This is a genomic window from Brevibacillus sp. AF8, assembly GCF_021270385.1.
In the GTDB taxonomy this organism is placed as follows: Bacteria; Bacillota; Bacilli; order Brevibacillales; family Brevibacillaceae; genus Brevibacillus.
The window spans coordinates 1-14,983 of sequence record NZ_JAGQDN010000038.1; the positions used below are offsets into that span (position 1 = coordinate 1).

12 protein-coding genes and 7 tRNA genes are annotated in these 14,983 nt (G+C 49.2%); 16 read left to right on the forward strand and 3 right to left on the reverse strand.

Annotation, left to right across the window (positions count from 1 at the left end):
* The first annotated feature begins 81 nt into the window (after nt 1-81).
* From KB186_RS27955 to mnmL, 8 genes are all read left to right on the forward strand, one after another.
* Nucleotides 82-172, forward strand: a tRNA-Ser gene (locus KB186_RS27955).
* Between the two features lie 10 nt (nt 173-182).
* A tRNA-Met gene (locus KB186_RS27960) sits at nt 183-259 on the forward strand.
* Nucleotides 260-277: 18 nt separating this feature from the next.
* Nucleotides 278-353, forward strand: a tRNA-His gene (locus KB186_RS27965).
* Between the two features lie 8 nt (nt 354-361).
* A tRNA-Cys gene (locus KB186_RS27970) sits at nt 362-435 on the forward strand.
* Nucleotides 436-440: 5 nt separating this feature from the next.
* Nucleotides 441-517: transfer RNA gene (locus KB186_RS27975), tRNA-Arg, on the forward strand.
* A gap of 471 nt (nt 518-988) precedes the next feature.
* Nucleotides 989-1,073: transfer RNA gene (locus KB186_RS27980), tRNA-Leu, on the forward strand.
* A gap of 299 nt (nt 1,074-1,372) precedes the next feature.
* Nucleotides 1,373-2,611, forward strand: coding sequence for a glycosyltransferase family 2 protein (locus KB186_RS27985; protein WP_173609818.1), 1,239 nt, complete (start codon nt 1,373-1,375; stop codon nt 2,609-2,611).
* Nucleotides 2,612-2,787: 176 nt separating this feature from the next.
* The gene (gene mnmL, locus KB186_RS27990; protein WP_173609817.1) at nt 2,788-3,756 is read left to right on the forward strand and encodes a tRNA modification radical SAM protein MnmL/YtqA; all 969 of its coding nucleotides are present in this window, start codon (nt 2,788-2,790) and stop codon (nt 3,754-3,756) included.
* A gap of 45 nt (nt 3,757-3,801) precedes the next feature.
* On the opposite strand, the gene KB186_RS27995 is transcribed toward mnmL, so the two are convergent.
* Nucleotides 3,802-4,530, reverse strand: a complete 729-nt coding sequence (locus KB186_RS27995; RefSeq protein ID WP_173609816.1) for a glycerophosphodiester phosphodiesterase — start codon at nt 4,528-4,530, stop codon at nt 3,802-3,804.
* 96 nt (nt 4,531-4,626) lie between these two features.
* Nucleotides 4,627-4,941, reverse strand: a complete 315-nt coding sequence (locus KB186_RS28520; RefSeq protein WP_370646720.1) for a YjcZ family sporulation protein — start codon at nt 4,939-4,941, stop codon at nt 4,627-4,629.
* Between KB186_RS28520 and ablB the strand changes: the two genes are divergently transcribed.
* Nucleotides 4,889-5,743 carry a putative beta-lysine N-acetyltransferase gene (gene ablB / locus KB186_RS28000; RefSeq protein WP_232774830.1) on the forward strand — a complete coding sequence of 285 codons (855 nt, stop codon included), beginning with the start codon at nt 4,889-4,891 and terminating at the stop codon, nt 5,741-5,743. The two genes, KB186_RS28520 and ablB, sit on opposite strands and share 53 nt — an antisense overlap.
* A 4-nt stretch (nt 5,744-5,747) precedes the next feature.
* On the opposite strand, the gene KB186_RS28005 is transcribed toward ablB, so the two are convergent.
* Nucleotides 5,748-7,292, reverse strand: coding sequence for a PucR family transcriptional regulator (locus KB186_RS28005; protein WP_173609813.1), 1,545 nt, complete (start codon nt 7,290-7,292; stop codon nt 5,748-5,750).
* Nucleotides 7,293-7,448: 156 nt separating this feature from the next.
* On the opposite strand from KB186_RS28005, the gene KB186_RS28010 reads away from it, so the two are divergent.
* The 7 genes from KB186_RS28010 to KB186_RS28040 all read left to right on the forward strand — a co-directional run bounded on the left by KB186_RS28010 (nt 7,449) and on the right by KB186_RS28040 (nt 14,877).
* Entirely contained in the window at nt 7,449-8,801 is a 1,353-nt protein-coding gene (locus tag KB186_RS28010; RefSeq protein ID WP_173609812.1) for an aspartate aminotransferase family protein, read from the forward strand.
* 16 nt (nt 8,802-8,817) lie between these two features.
* Nucleotides 8,818-9,510 (forward strand): 3-oxoacid CoA-transferase subunit A, encoded by a 693-nt coding sequence (locus KB186_RS28015; protein WP_232774831.1) that lies wholly within the window; start codon nt 8,818-8,820, stop codon nt 9,508-9,510.
* Nucleotides 9,492-10,169, forward strand: a complete 678-nt coding sequence (locus KB186_RS28020) for a 3-oxoacid CoA-transferase subunit B (protein ID WP_173609811.1) — start codon at nt 9,492-9,494, stop codon at nt 10,167-10,169. Before KB186_RS28015 ends, KB186_RS28020 begins: the two co-directional genes overlap by 19 nt.
* 32 nt (nt 10,170-10,201) lie before the next feature.
* Complete coding sequence (locus tag KB186_RS28025; RefSeq protein WP_173609810.1) at nt 10,202-11,482, forward strand: peptidase; 1,281 nt, start codon at nt 10,202-10,204, stop codon at nt 11,480-11,482.
* Nucleotides 11,483-11,578: 96 nt separating this feature from the next.
* On the forward strand, nt 11,579-12,997 hold the full coding sequence (locus KB186_RS28030; protein ID WP_232774832.1) for an aldehyde dehydrogenase family protein: 1,419 nt from the start codon (nt 11,579-11,581) through the stop codon (nt 12,995-12,997).
* Nucleotides 12,998-13,064: 67 nt separating this feature from the next.
* A tRNA-Ser gene (locus KB186_RS28035) sits at nt 13,065-13,153 on the forward strand.
* A gap of 158 nt (nt 13,154-13,311) precedes the next feature.
* Nucleotides 13,312-14,877 (forward strand): acyl-CoA synthetase, encoded by a 1,566-nt coding sequence (locus KB186_RS28040; protein ID WP_173609808.1) that lies wholly within the window; start codon nt 13,312-13,314, stop codon nt 14,875-14,877.
* Nucleotides 14,878-14,983: the final 106 nt, after the last annotated feature.

Consider the following 14,983-nt stretch of genomic DNA (forward strand, 5'->3'; position numbering starts at 1 on the left):
GACGAATACTAATCGGTCGAGGACTTATCCACACATTCTTAGCAATCATGCATATCTAGTTTTGAAGGTGCATATAATCACGGAGAGTTACCCAAGAGGCCGAAGGGGACGGTTTGCTAAACCGTTAGTATGCGCAAGCGTAGCGAGGGTTCGAATCCCTCACTCTCCGCCATTTTTATTTTGGCGGCGTAGCTCAGCTGGTTAGAGCGTTCGGTTCATACCCGAAAGGTCGGGGGTTCGATTCCCTCCACCGCTACCAAACTACATAAAAAATATGGCGGTCGTGGCGAAGGGGTTAACGCACCGGATTGTGGCTCCGGCACTCGTGGGTTCAAGTCCCATCGATCGCCCCATACAACACGGGAGTATAGCCAAGTGGTAAGGCACGGGTCTGCAAAACCCTTATCCCCGGTTCAAATCCGGGTACTCCCTCCATTTTAGTCCCAGTAGCTCAGCAGGATAGAGCAACGGCCTTCTAAGCCGTCGGTCGGGAGTTCGAATCTCTCCTGGGACGCCACGCCTTTTCAAAAGATATCCTCCTTAGGACGTTGTGGCGTCCGCAGGAGGTTTTTTTCGTAGAAGATAGCGCGCCTTTCAGGAGGCAATCAGAAACAAATGATAAGTCAAATGGCCTATTTCAAAAAATAGCAAAAAAACTTTCACCCACATCTGGAAATATTTTGTCTAATTTGTCATAAATTATGTAAAAATATCACAGAATATGGCTCCCTTTCTGTTCGGAAAATGTGACGAAACGATGATATTTTTGTAAGGAGGCGCTTGCATTCTTTCAAAATTTTTGCGACATGTAACTTTCTTTTTCGACAAACGTATCTACTAGAAGACAGAGCAAAAAAACAATAGTTTGACAGGAAAAATATGGGCTCCATCTACTCGAAAACGATATTGACTTACGAAAATTGATTGTGTATACTCAAAAACGTACTTCGTGTCAACAGAAAAACACGAGTAAAATCAACGTTTATAGGCGGTCGTGGTGGAATTGGCAGACACACCATCTTGAGGGGGTGGCGGGGCGACCCGTGCGAGTTCGAGTCTCGCCGACCGCACCAATCCCGGAAACAATCAGGAAGAAATGGAAACGAGCGTTTGTATTTTTCTAAATAGATGGAGCCTTTTTCGACAAGGGCTTTTTTTTCTGCCAACTGCGAAAGCACTGTCGAATAGAAAGAGAAAAAGGTGGGAAAGGTGATAGCAGTGCCTTATTTTTTCCCACTTTTGGGTCATTGCTTATGAATCGCATTTGATGTAAACTGCCAATTGAGAGAAAAACAATAGAGAAATGTTGGAAAAACAACACTACCTAAATTCAGATCAGACCCAATCTGGTTTAGGTCGAGGAGAAGAACCCATGAGTGTAATTAGAGAGATCATTGAGGGATTATTCATCGGATTTACTTCTGCGGTGGGCGTAATCGGCACATACCAAACACTAGTTTCTTGTGCAGGCCTGTTCCGCAAAAAAGAGCAAGTAACATCTGAGCCGCAAAAGACGTTTGCTGTGCTCGTGGCTGCTCACAATGAGAGCGCCGTAATTGCTCCGCTTATTGAAAACCTGAAGAAACTCGACTATCCACGTGAAATGTACGACATCTTCGTCATTTGCGACAACTGTACAGATAACACGGCAGAAATTAGTCGGGCGCATGGTGCAATTGCATGTGAGCGTTTTGACACATCCAAGCGTGGGAAAGGCTACGGCATCGAATGGATGTTGGAGAACCTCTGGGCAAGACCTAAGCAGTATGACGCTGTCGTCATGTTTGATGCTGACAACTTGGTTGAGAAAAACTTCTTGAAAGTAATGAATGACCGTCTCTGCAAAGGGGCGCGTGTGATTCAAGGCTACCTCGACTCCAAGAACCCGTTTGATTCCTGGATTACGCTGTCTTATGCGGTTACCTATTGGTTTACAAACCGTATGTGGCAACTGGCTCGTCACAATTTGGGACTGCCGAACACTTTGGGCGGAACTGGCTTGTGCATTGAGAGCAACCTGCTCAAAGAAATGGGATGGGGAGCAACCAGTCTCACGGAAGACTTAGAATTTGCAACACGTTGTATTGAACGAGGTATTTACCCGACATGGGCACATGACACCAAGGTATGGGATGAAAAACCGATTGACTTAAAATCGTCTATGCGCCAGCGTTTGCGTTGGATGCAAGGGCACTACGATGTGGCAGGACGCTATATTCGATCTGTCTTGTTTAATGGTATGAAGTCGAGAAAGCTGGGGATGCTTGATGCAGCCTTCTACCTCTTCCAACCGATGTATGTGCTGATGGTGACAATGATGTCGGTATTGTTCCTGGCAAGATTTTTTGATATCGGTACGTTTTCAACGGTATCCACGATCTTGCCAACATGGCTGGTATACGGTTCTACTGCCGTGTTCTACCTGTTGCCGATCTTGGCCCTCTATTTGGATAAAGTTCCGTGGAAGGGGTATTTCGGGCTCCTCTTGCTACCGTTCTTTTTCCTGACCTGGCTTCCGATTATGTTTTACGCGTTCTTTACGAAGAAAAACCAAGTGTGGAGTCATACCTCTCACACACGCGCGATTCGTATCGAGGAGATCCAGCAATAGTGACGTAAACAAGCAAAAACCACAGGGGGAATATTCACCTGTGGTTTTCCTATTATCTTAAAGTAGCGAGACCGTTGCCGAATTTGGTATAATGACGTGATCAAGCAAGTAGCGTTCGCCAACGGGATTAAGGCACCAGCGCCAGACGTAGCGGTGCCCATAGGAGGAAAACAGCAATGAAGCTCGCGACAGATATTCACAACAACGACGTCCCATTGTTGTGGGGCGATAAACGATACCATACATGGAATTATCATTTAAGAGGGACTTTTCACGAAAAGATTTTCAAGGTTCCATTGGATGGCGGTTTTAGTTGTCCGAATCGGGATGGGAAAGTAGCGACAGGCGGCTGCACATTTTGCAGCGCCAGAGGATCTGGAGATTTTGCTGGTGACCGCAGAATGGATCTGGAAAGACAGTTTCACGATGTGAAAAATCGTATGCACGAGAAATGGCCACAAGCCAAGTATTTGGGCTTCTTCCAAGCGTATACGAATACGTATGCGCCTGTGGAGGAACTGCGGGAGATGTACGAAGTCATCCTCCAGCAAGAAGGTGTAGTCGGACTCTCCATCGCCACACGTCCTGACTGCCTGCCTGACGACGTTGTGGAGTATTTGGCTGAATTGAATGAGCGCACATATTTGTGGGTGGAGCTCGGACTCCAGACAGTTCATGAGCACACAGCCCAGTTAATTAATCGAGCACACGATTATCAATGCTACGTGGATGCTGTAGAGAGGTTGCGCAAGCACAACATACGTGTATGTTCTCATATCATCTACGGATTGCCCGGAGAGAGCCACGAAGAGATGATGCAGACGGCAGATGCTGTGGCACATCTGGATGTGCAGGGGATCAAAATACACCTGTTACATCTGCTGCGCAAAACACCGATGGTGAAGCAGTACGAAGCAGGACTCTTGGAATTCCTGTCTCAGGAAGAGTACACGAAGCTCGTTGTGGATACATTGGAAATTTTACCTCCAGAGATGATCGTCCATCGAATCACAGGGGACGGACCACCTGATCTTTTGATTGGACCGATGTGGAGCCGCAAAAAGTGGGAAGTTCTGAATGGTATTGATGCAGAACTGAAAGCACGGAATAGCTGGCAAGGAAAGTTATTCGTGCCACGCACGTAAATTCATCGCAACAAAAAGGGAGCCATTTCTGGGCTCCCTTTCTTTTTATAGATTGCGAATCAGATTTCTCGCACGCTTCGGGTAATTGGTGATCAGACCATCTACCCCACAGTCGATGGCTCGCTGGATTTGCGGACCAGTATTTACCGTCCAGCTCAAAACTTCAAAATGACGCTGCTTTGCTTGTTTGACCAAATCCTCCGTCAATTGATCATAGGGGACGTGCAATTGATCAGCTCGATAGCGACTGGCTACTTCCCAAGGCTTGGCGAGTGGCCCAACATATAAAAGTCCCGTCGTTTGCGTGGCATCTAATTGCTTGATTCGTAAAAGGCTATCGAAGTTAAACGTTGAAATGATCGTTCGCTCTGTTAGCTGATATCGTCTGATTTGTTCGATGACGAGCTCCTCTAAGTGAGGTTGATCGAGGAAGAAATTTTTCATCTCGATGATAAAGCGCAGTGGTGTGTCTACAAATGACTGAAATACCTCCTGTAGGGTTGGAATGTGGGCTTTTGGTACTCGCATAGACGAGTCTTTATCCGCTCGTAGCTGACGCAGCTCACGCAATGTGTAATGACGCACTAAGCCAGAACCATTGGTCGTGCGCTCCAGGTTATGGTCATGAATGACGACCAGCTTATTGTCACTGCTGAGCTGAACATCTAATTCGATCCCATTGGCTTTTCGTCGGGCGGCTCCTTGAAACGATTCCATCGTATTTTCCGGAAACAGGCCGGAAGCGCCACGATGGGCATAAATAAGTGGGGGCACGAGGGCTTCCTCCCTTCTCGAGCGTGTCATTGCCTACTATCATGATATGTAAAGGGCCCCTCGATACGACCTGACATGAGAGGCATCTCCAGAAGTCTATCCGATTACGACGAGTACGATGACCAACAGGACAAAGAGGACAAGGATCAGGGCAAAATTGTTATGGCAACTCACAAAACACACCCTCCTTCTCGCACATGAAGCATCTACTCTCATGGTATGAAGAAGAGGTAAATATGACCCAACAGAATGCCCACCTTCTGTTTTTTTGTGCATAAGGAACGCTTTTTTATACAGATTGGCAGATGACGGTATACCTTGTTTTGCTACAATGAGAGTAAGAGTATTGTAGGGGAGGGTGAAGACCGTGATAAATGTTGTAAGCGCACAGGATGCTGGCGACCTGATCATTGATCGACAAAATCGCCGCGTAAAGCTGCATGTGTATGAACCATCACAAATCGAGCAGTGGGATCGGGTCTTGAAGGAACTGGCCGAGGAGTCAGAGGCAACAAAAGTGATTGTGTACGGGAAGAAACAAGATGTTCCGCAATGGCAATCCCTAGGTTACGAGTTGGAGGGTACCATTGACGGCTTTTTTCAAGGGGAAAACGCACAGATGCTCACCTGCTATCTGACAAAAGAGCGGGGTACCTCTGGTGCAGAAAAACTTGCTGAGGAAATTCTTACGTTGAGCCTGTCAAAAGCGGGGAGTACGATAGAAAAATCATTACCAGAGGGATACCACCTGCGTGAAGCAACGGAGGCAGACACGAAGGAATTGGCGTGTCTGTATGGACTGGTATTCGCGACGTATCCTACACCGATGAACGATCCGTCCTACATTCGCAAAACTATGCAAGAAGGCACCCTCTACTATGTCGTTGAATATGACGGCAAGATTGCATGTGCTGCGTCAGCAGAAGTATCCGAACGCTTTGGGTCAGCGGAAATGACGGATTGCGCGACCCATCCAGACCATGCGGGGAAAGGTCTCCTCCAACCGCTGTTTATCGCGTTGGAAAAAAGGATGGAGGAGGCAGGGATTTACTTTTTGTACACCTTGACCCGGGCACAATCGGCAGGCATGAATGTGACGGCTGCCAAAATGGGCTATGCATACCGCGGACGGCTAATTAACAATTGTACGATCTTTTCAGGTTATGAAGACATGAATATATGGGTTAAGCCACTTCGCCCGACGAGGGAATAACAGGCTACCTGTTTGTAGGATACAACTGCTGTTGCAGACGGCGGGCCATCAGGGCCAACTGAAGCTGCCAGCGTTGATGAGCATCCTCCAGGCGGTAGCCTGTTTTTTCTTCGATCTGGGTCAACCGGTACTTGAGCGTATGTCGATGGATATACAAGGCTTGCGAGGTCTGAAGACCGTTTCCGTTCTGGGCTAAATACACCTCAAGTGTTTCGAGCAGCTGTTGATTATATTTCGTATCATAGCGAATCAATGGATCCAGCAATGGGTTCCACAGGCGGAGCAAGCTATCTTTTTCACGATGGTACGGAAACAAAAACTGATAGCCCTGCATATCCCGGTATCGCAAAATCTGCGGGGACTGGGCCAACAGCGGGTAAGCTTGCAGAGCAAACATCGCTTCTTCGGAGGCAGTGACGACGTTTGGCAATTGCTCACAGGGATTGCTCAAGGCGATGTGTAGAGCAAAGTCAGGGTGCAGCCCTCTCCAGCGGGAAGTGAGCTGTTCCAACAGGCGCAGGCTCGTCTGATCATCCGGCAAAATAAACAAGAGGCAATGTGGCCGCTCGCGAAGCAAATAAGAGCGTTGATGACGGTCGCTAAGCCTCCGCATCAACGTAATGACACTTTGATGCATGTCTCCGAGCATCGTTTGATCGGCTACCTCTACACGGACAGCGACGCAGAGATGATGTCCAGCAAGCGGGTACCCGAGCATGCGACAACGGCTCTCCAGCTCCGTGTGGGTCATCTGCTGCCCATTCAGCAACTCCTCCACAAAATCCCCTTTTAACCGCCATTCCGTTGCGGCTACTGCCCTTTCCTTTACATATTCGAGTGCACATAAAGTAGAGGCATGCTGTAGAGCGACGTCATCGAGCTCTTTCCAGGCGTGCTCGGGCTTCGTTAAGGTCAACGTGCCAAAATGCTCGCGATTGGCGCGAATCGGTACATGATGCGCGATTTCCTGGGACTGATCATGCGGCAGCGCTTCCGAACTGCCATGCTGTGTGACTTCAAAGCCTAGTGCATCTACGAGCGAAACGACGCCTCCCGTAAGTGCAGCGAGCTCGCCTGCGATGGCGGGAAGGCCTCCTTTAGACAGGGCAGCATCAATCATTCGGTTATGAATCGCCGAGGAATAGGCCAGCGTTTCAAATTGCCGATTCATGATCGGCTGCAAAATGGCTTTGGTAATAGTAGAAAAGTTTATCTCCGTAGGAATTTCAATCAATGGAAGTTGATACTGATCCGCCAAAGTCAAAAACGTCTCGGGAATTTCCCGTAAATAAAAGCCCGTATGAATCGCAACGCCACTCAGCTTTTGCTTCGCCAACGAAGGAATAAAAGAAGCGAGCTTTTCTGTATGCTCAGCCAGCCCAAAGCCGGTTGTAATCAAAAATTCGCCTTCCTGCAAGCGACTCGTATCCTCCAGCACCTCGACAATTGTCACCCAACGAATCGGATTGTCCAGTCCGCCTGCTCCTGCGATCAGCCTGGTGTGAACCATGTCCGGCAGTTGCAGCGCTTCTCTTATCGTGATGGTCATCAGGTATCTCCTCCAAAAGCCTCGGTAAAGGTTCTCTTATACAAAATGTACAAAAGATTTTGTCTCTTTGCCATGTTTTTTTGCCAGCACGTAGGATGGCTCTTGCGTGCTGGTCAGCTAGGATAGAGGTAGAGAATAAGCGAGGTGGCGACGAAAATGACGAAAAGCTATGTAATCAAGCCTGAATTGGGCAAAGAGTATCCGGTTATTTCTCACGGAAAAGGTATCTATCTTTACGATAAAGAGGGGAATCGTTACATCGACGGTTCCAGTGGAGCGGTGACGGCAAGCATTGGTCACGGTGTAGAAGAAGTAGCTGAGGCGATGTATGCGCAAGCCAAGGAGGTTTCCTTCGTATACCGCTCGCATTTTAGCAGCGATGCCGTGGAGAAGCTGGCTGCAAAGCTGGCGGAGTGGGCACCAGGCTCACTGAACTGGACGTTTTTTGTCAGCAGTGGTTCGGAAGCAACCGAGACAGCACAAAAAATCGCGATCCAGTATTGGCAGGAAAAAGGAAGACCAACGAAAAATCGGATTATCTCCCGCTGGATGAGCTATCACGGGATTACAATGGGTGCGCTCTCGATGTCTGGACACGTCTTGCGCAGAAAGCGGTTCACCCCATTATTGGCTGACTATCCGGCGATCACAGGACCATATCCATATCGTAAACCGGAAGACATGTCCCTGGAATCGTATGCGCTTGCGTGTGCAGAAGAGCTGGAGACCGCAATTTTGCGCGTAGGACCCGAGCAGGTAGCGGCATTTATTGCAGAGCCTGTCATCGGAGCTTCTGGGGGAGCGGTCGTGCCACCAGACGGTTACTTCCAGCGTATTCGCGAGATTTGTGATAAATATGAGGTTTTGTTTATCGCAGACGAAGTAATGACAGGAGTAGGTCGCACAGGAAAAGCGTTTGGGATCGACCATTGGGGCGTCGTGCCTGACCTGATGACATTGGGTAAAGGGATGAGTGCCGGTTACACGCCTATGGCTGCTACGATTGTCTCGGACGAAATCATTGAGACCATTACAAAAGGCAGCGGCTCGATTATGGCAGGACATACGTATAGCGCCAATCCACAATCTGCTGCTGTTTCTCTGGCTGTCCTCGACTATGTGGAGAAGCATCAGTTGGTCGACAAAGCAGCCGAACAAGGTGCCTATATGCTTGCCCGCCTAAAAGAACTGGCAGACGAGCTCCCGTTGATCGGAGATGCACGTGGTCTTGGCATGTTGTGCGCGCTGGAATTTGTGAAAAACAAGCAGACAAAAGAACCGTTTGCGCTTTCTCAAGGCGTAGGCGGGAAGGTCATTCAAAAAGCATTTGAAAAAGGCTTGCTTATTTATCCGGCAATGGGCGGAATCGAAGGGGTGGCAGGGGATGCTGTCATCATCTCACCTCCACTGACCATTACTACGGAGCAAATCGATGAACTGATATCTCTGCTGAAAGAAGCGGTGGTAGCTGTTCAGCAAGAGCTCCAAGACAAGGCACTGATCGGATAGAGAAGGAGGAACGAGGATGACAAATCGATTTGAAAAGGTCGTCTCCCTGTCCGAAGCGCTCACCCATTTTCGTGATGGGATGACGCTGTTGGCAGGGGGATTCGGTGGCGTAGGAAACCCGCCTACTTTAATACAGGGAATTTTGGATAGAGGTGTGCGTGATCTGACGCTGATCAGTAACGATACGGCTTTCCCGCATATCGGAATTGGCAAGCTGGTAACCGAAAAGCGCGTCAAAAAAGTGATAGCTTCGCATATTGGCTCAAATCCGAACGCAGGGGCCCAAATGACAGCTGGGGAGCTGGAAGTAGAGTTCTGCCCGCAGGGGATACTTGCAGAGCGTGTACGGGCAGGTGGAGTCGGTCTGGGAGGCATTCTATCGGATGTCGGCATCGGGACGATCGCGGAAAAAGGAAAACAGAAGGTCGTTCTGGATGGAAAGGAATACTTGTTGGAGACACCGCTCACTGCCGAAGTGGCTATCGTACATGCGAAAAAAGTGGATCGCTTTGGCAATTTGGTGTTTGATACAAGTGCACGGAATTTCAATCCGTTAGTGGCGATGGCAGGTGACATTACCATCGTGGAAGCGGATGAGATAGTAGAGGTAGGCATGATCGACCCGGAAGAAATCGTCACCCCGGGTGTTTTCGTGAACTTTATTGTCCAAAGTGAAGGGGTGAACTGGCAATGGGCATGGGAGAAGTAAAAGAAACCGAGAGCTATCGTGAACGTATTGCCCGCCGCGCAGCATTGGAAGTGGAAGACGGTATGATCATTAACTTGGGAATCGGCATTCCAACATTAGTAGCGGATTTTATCCCAGCGGAAAAACGAGTCATGTTTCACGCGGAGAACGGCATTCTCGGTACAGGGCCAAGCCCTGCGAAAGGCGAGGAGAATGCCATGCTTTGCAATGCGGGCGGTTTTCCTGTCACGCTTGCCACTGGGGCTTCCTTTTTTGACAGTGCGACTGCTTTTGCCATCATCCGCCGTGGACTATTGGATATGACGATTTTAGGAGTCCTGGAAGTAAGTCAAAATGGTGACATTGCCAACTGGATCGTTCCAGGCAAACGTGTCCCTGGCATGGGTGGAGCTATGGAACTGGCACAAAAGGCCAAGAAGGTCATGGTTGTGACCACGCATCTGGATAAAAACGGACGTTCGAAAATCGTGCGAGAATGCTCACTGCCGTTAACCGCGACAAAAGCTGCGGATTTAATCATCACGGACATGGCAGTGATGGAGGTCATGCCAGATGGGTTGTATCTGCGAGAAGTTATGTATCCATACAGTGTCGCTGACGTGATTGGAGCAACGGAAGCCGAACTCAAGATGGACGGAGAGGTTCGCGTTTTCCGCTAAGCAAAGAAAAAACGATAGAACGGGGGAAAAACATGGCAAACTGGCAGGTGCGTATCCGGGAGCAATTGGAAAAAGATCGGGAGGCCGCTGTTCAACTACTGCAGCAATGGGTAAAAAGCCCGAGCGTGCAAGGAGAAGAACAATCCATTCAACAAAGCATTGCAGAGCTTTTGGGGCAGATGGGGCTGGACGTTGACTTATGGGTCATGGAAGGCGAAGAGCTGGTGTCACATCCGTATTTTGTCTCCCCGCGCACAATGTTTGAAAGCAGCCCGAATGTCGTCGGTGTGTGGAAGGGGCAAGGAGATGGCCGTTCCATCATTCTGAACGGACATGTGGATGTAGTGCCAGCGGGCGATCTGGCACAGTGGAGCGATGATCCGTTTAGCGGGAAGGTTGAGGATGGCAAGCTTTACGGGCGTGGAGCAACCGACATGAAGGGTGGAAACTTATCTTCACTGTTGGCGATCCAGGTTCTACAGAAGTTGGGTGTGCAACTAAAAGGCGACGTCATTTTTCAGAGCGTCGTAGAAGAAGAAAGCGGCGGTGCAGGCACATTGGCGACGATCATTCGCGGGTACAAAGCGGATGCTGCCTTGATTCCAGAGCCGACCAATATGAAAATTTTCCCGAAGCAGCAAGGTTCCATGTGGTTCAGATTAACGGTTAAAGGTCGTTCTGCTCACGGAGGGACTCGCTACGAGGGAGTCAGCGCCATCGAAAAGAGCATGCTCGTCGTTCAAGCCATTGGACAATTGGAAAAAGAGCGTAACGATCGACTCGACGATCCGCTCTATGCCAAGCTACCTATTCCGATCCCGATTAATCTGGGGGTGATTGAGGGTGGCAAGTGGCCTTCGTCTGTAGCGGACCTCGTCAAGCTGGAAGGAAGGATGGGGGTTGCCCCAGGAGAACAGATGGACGATGCCAAAGCGGAAATGGCGGCAGCACTCAAAAAGCTGGCAGAGGTCGACCCGTGGTTTGCAGAGCAGCCTGTTGAGCTGGAGTGGTTCGGAGCTCGTTGGGTACCGGGAGCAGTGGAGCTCGATCATCCGTTGATGGATATTTTGCAAGCGCAGTTTGAAGCTGTGACAGGAGATCGTGCCATTGTGGAAGCATCACCTTGGGGTACAGACGGCGGTTTGCTGACGGCTTTGGCCAATACGCCAGCGATTGTGGTCGGACCTGGAGTCACACAGGTTGCACACTACCCGAATGAATTCATCGTTTTGGATGAGGTATTCCGTTGCGCTGAGATCTTTGCGCTTACGTTACTGGAATGGTGCGGTGTGGCTGAAAGTGTGAAAGAGTAAAAAAACCAAATATTTCAAAATCGAGACAGGAAGGCACACGGATGAGAGAGAATGATTGGAAGGTGAACGCCAATCAATGAGAGTGGGGATATGCCGATGAAAAAAACGTGCTTTATCGGGGGAGAGTGGGTGCCAGCCACTACTCATGCACCACTGTTCTCTCCATGTACGGGTCAAGAGATTGCACAAATTTCGCAAGCAGACTCATCATTAGTTGAAAAGGCAATTGCTGCGGCCCACGAAGCGACTGCCGACATGCGGCGTCTTCCTGCTTATCAACGCGCCTTCCTGCTTGAAAAAATCTCGATTTTAATGAATGAACGTTTGGAGGAAGCGGCGCGAATCATCGCAATAGAAGCGGGGAAACCAATCAAAACAGCTCGCGGAGAAGTGATTCGAACCATTCAGACGTATAAGTTTGCGGCAGAGGAAGCCAAACGCCTCCACGGAGAAACCGTACCACTCGATGCAGCGATCGGGGGAGAAGGACGCTTGGCTTATACCGTGCGTGAACCACTGGGAGTCATCGGAGCCATTACACCCTTTCCTTTTCCGATGAATCTCGTCGCCCATAAGGTCGGGCCTGCTCTCGCTGCTGGCAATACCGTTGTTCTCAAGCCAGCATCGCAGACACCGCTTAGCGCATTGTTTCTGGCAGAGCTCGCAGAGCAAGCTGGTATGCCTGCTGGCGCCCTCAATGTGATCACGGGAAGTGGGGCGAGCGTTGGCGATCAAATCGTGTCTGATCCGAGAGTCAGGGCCGTTACCTTTACAGGGAGTCCAAGTGTTGGGCTGGATATACGCAATCGAGCAGGTATGAAAAGAGTCATGCTCGAGTTGGGATCGAATTCGGCAGTGATCGTTGATCGTGATGTACAGCTGAATGAAGTGATTCCTCGATGCGTTTTTGGTGGCTTTGCCTACTCAGGGCAGGTATGTATCTCCGTGCAAAGAATTTATGTGGTGAAAGAGATCTATCAAGATTTCGTCCAGCGTTTTGTTGAACAAACACGAGCACTTCGCGGTGGTGATTCGCTCTCTGAGGACGCAGACTATTCGGCTATGATCAATCCGCGCGAAACTGAACGAGCGATGGAGTGGATTCATGAGGCACTCCTTCAGGGGGGACGTTTGGAGTGTGGGGGACAGATCGTGGATCGGATGCTTCAACCTACGGTGTTGACGGGTGTTCCGGCAGATGTAAAAGTATCTTGTCAGGAAATATTCGGCCCTGTCGTGCTGATAAATCCAGTGGATTCGGTCCGGCATGGCATTACGTTGGTCAACGATTCACGCTACGGATTACAGGCTGGTGTCTATACCAACAATCTGTCGTTGGCTCTGGAAGCGGCAGAAGAGCTGCGTGTGGGCGGTGTGATGGTGAATGATATTCCGACTTTTCGGGTGGACCATATGCCCTTCGGTGGCGTAAAGGAGAGTGGACTTGGTCGGGAAGGGGTCAAATACGCGATAGAAGAAATGACGGAATTGAAACTCGTTGCCATCAAGCGATAAAGGAAATGGAGAAAGAGCTCTTGCAAAAAATAGTAGAGCTGTGATATAGTTTATATTGTTGAAATACGGAGGGATACCGAAGTGGTCATAACGGGGCGGTCTTGAAAACCGTTAGAGTGCAAGCTCACGCGGGTTCGAATCCTGCTCCCTCCGCCATAAATACAAAATGAACCGACTCCAGTTGAAAAGCTGGGGTCTTTTTTATGGTCGAGAACTTTGAGAGTAAGTTGTCGTTTCTTTTTTTTGAAAATATCAGAAAATAAAGAAAACTATTATATAATGGAGAGGAGACTATAAGTGATGGGGGAATATGCATGCTCGAAGCGCAAAGGGTTCGTAGAAATGCACTTGGCGATATTTTGCGAAGAAGTCGTGGACGAAATCCTGATAAGCCTGCCCTGTACTTTGAGGAAGAAGTATTGACCTACACGCAGCTTGATCAGTTTGCGAACAAGACGGCTCATTTGCTTCTTTCCAAAGGCTTGCAAAAAGGGGAGCGGGTAGCAGTATTGTCACGCAACTCGATGGATTTTGCGATTCTGAACTTTGGGCTAGCGAAAGCAGGGGCTATCATGGTTCCGATCAACTTTATGTTGAATAAGGAAGATGTCGCCTATATTTTCGGTCATGCGGAAGTGAGTGCGTGCTTCGCAGCTCCCGAATTCATGCAGCTCGCTCAAGACGGACTCCAACTAGCTGGAATTTCCCCCAAGCTGCTTTCCCTCATGTCCAAACCAGCAGTTCAAGCAGGGGAATGGTTGCCTTTTCGCACGCTGATTGAAGCGGCAGACGATCATGAGCCCGAAGTCGACATCGTGGACGAAGATGTTGTGCAGATTTTGTATACCAGCGGAACGGAGTCAAAGCCCAAGGGTGTTATGCTCACTCATAAAAGCATTATCTCCGAATATGTCAGCACGATTATCGAAGGCGGGATGACGCAGGATGATGTGGCTGTTCACGCACTACCCTTGTTTCATAGCGCGCAGCTTCACTGCTTTTTGGGACCATATGTGTACCTGGGTGGAAGTGGCATTATTTTGGAACAGGCAACCCCTGCGCTGATGCTAAAGACGGTAGAGACGTATAAGGCCACCCAGTTGTTTTGCCCGCCAACTGTATGGATTGCTTTACTTCGTTCTCCCGATTTTGCCGCGCGTAATTTGAGTTCTTTGCAAAAGTGCTACTATGGTGCAGCAATCATGCCAATAGAAGTGTTAAAAGAGCTCAGTCAACGCCTCCCGAATGCACAGTTTTACAATTTTTACGGACAGACGGAAGTGGCGCCATTAGCAACTGTTTTACCACCGAAGGATCAGATGAGAAAAGCAGGCTCTGCAGGCAAGCCAGCGTTAAATGTGGAGACAAAAATCGTCGATGATGACGGGAAGGAAGTCCCTCGTGGTAGTGTTGGTGAAATTGTACACAGGACCAGTCACGCGATGCTGGGGTATTTCCGTGATGAGGAAAAGACACAGGCTGCCTTCCAGGGAGGGTGGTTTCACAGCGGGGATTTAGGCATCATGGATGACGAAGGCTATATTACGGTCGTTGATCGGAAAAAAGATATGATTAAGTCGGGTGGAGAGAACGTAGCAAGCAGGGAGGTTGAGGAGCTTATTTATCAACATCCGAAAGTGTCTGAGGTCGCCGTGATCGGCGTTCCTCATCCGTTCTGGATCGAAGCAGTGACGGCCGTTGTTGTGCCGAAAGCGGGTGAGTTACTGACTGCTGACGAGATGCTTGCTTTTTGCAAAGAACGTCTTTCCTCCTTCAAAGCACCTAAATATGTAGTGATTGCTGATAATCTACCCAGAAACCCCAGCGGCAAAATCTTGAAAAGAGAGTTGCGCCTCCGATACGAAACACTGACGACTTAGCCAGTCACAAGGTCTAAAGCTTCAGAAAAGCCCGCTCTTTCAGGGAGCGGGCTCAGACTGAAGAGAAACCCCCTTTTTGGGGGATTTCTTTTTGGTATTGTTCCAG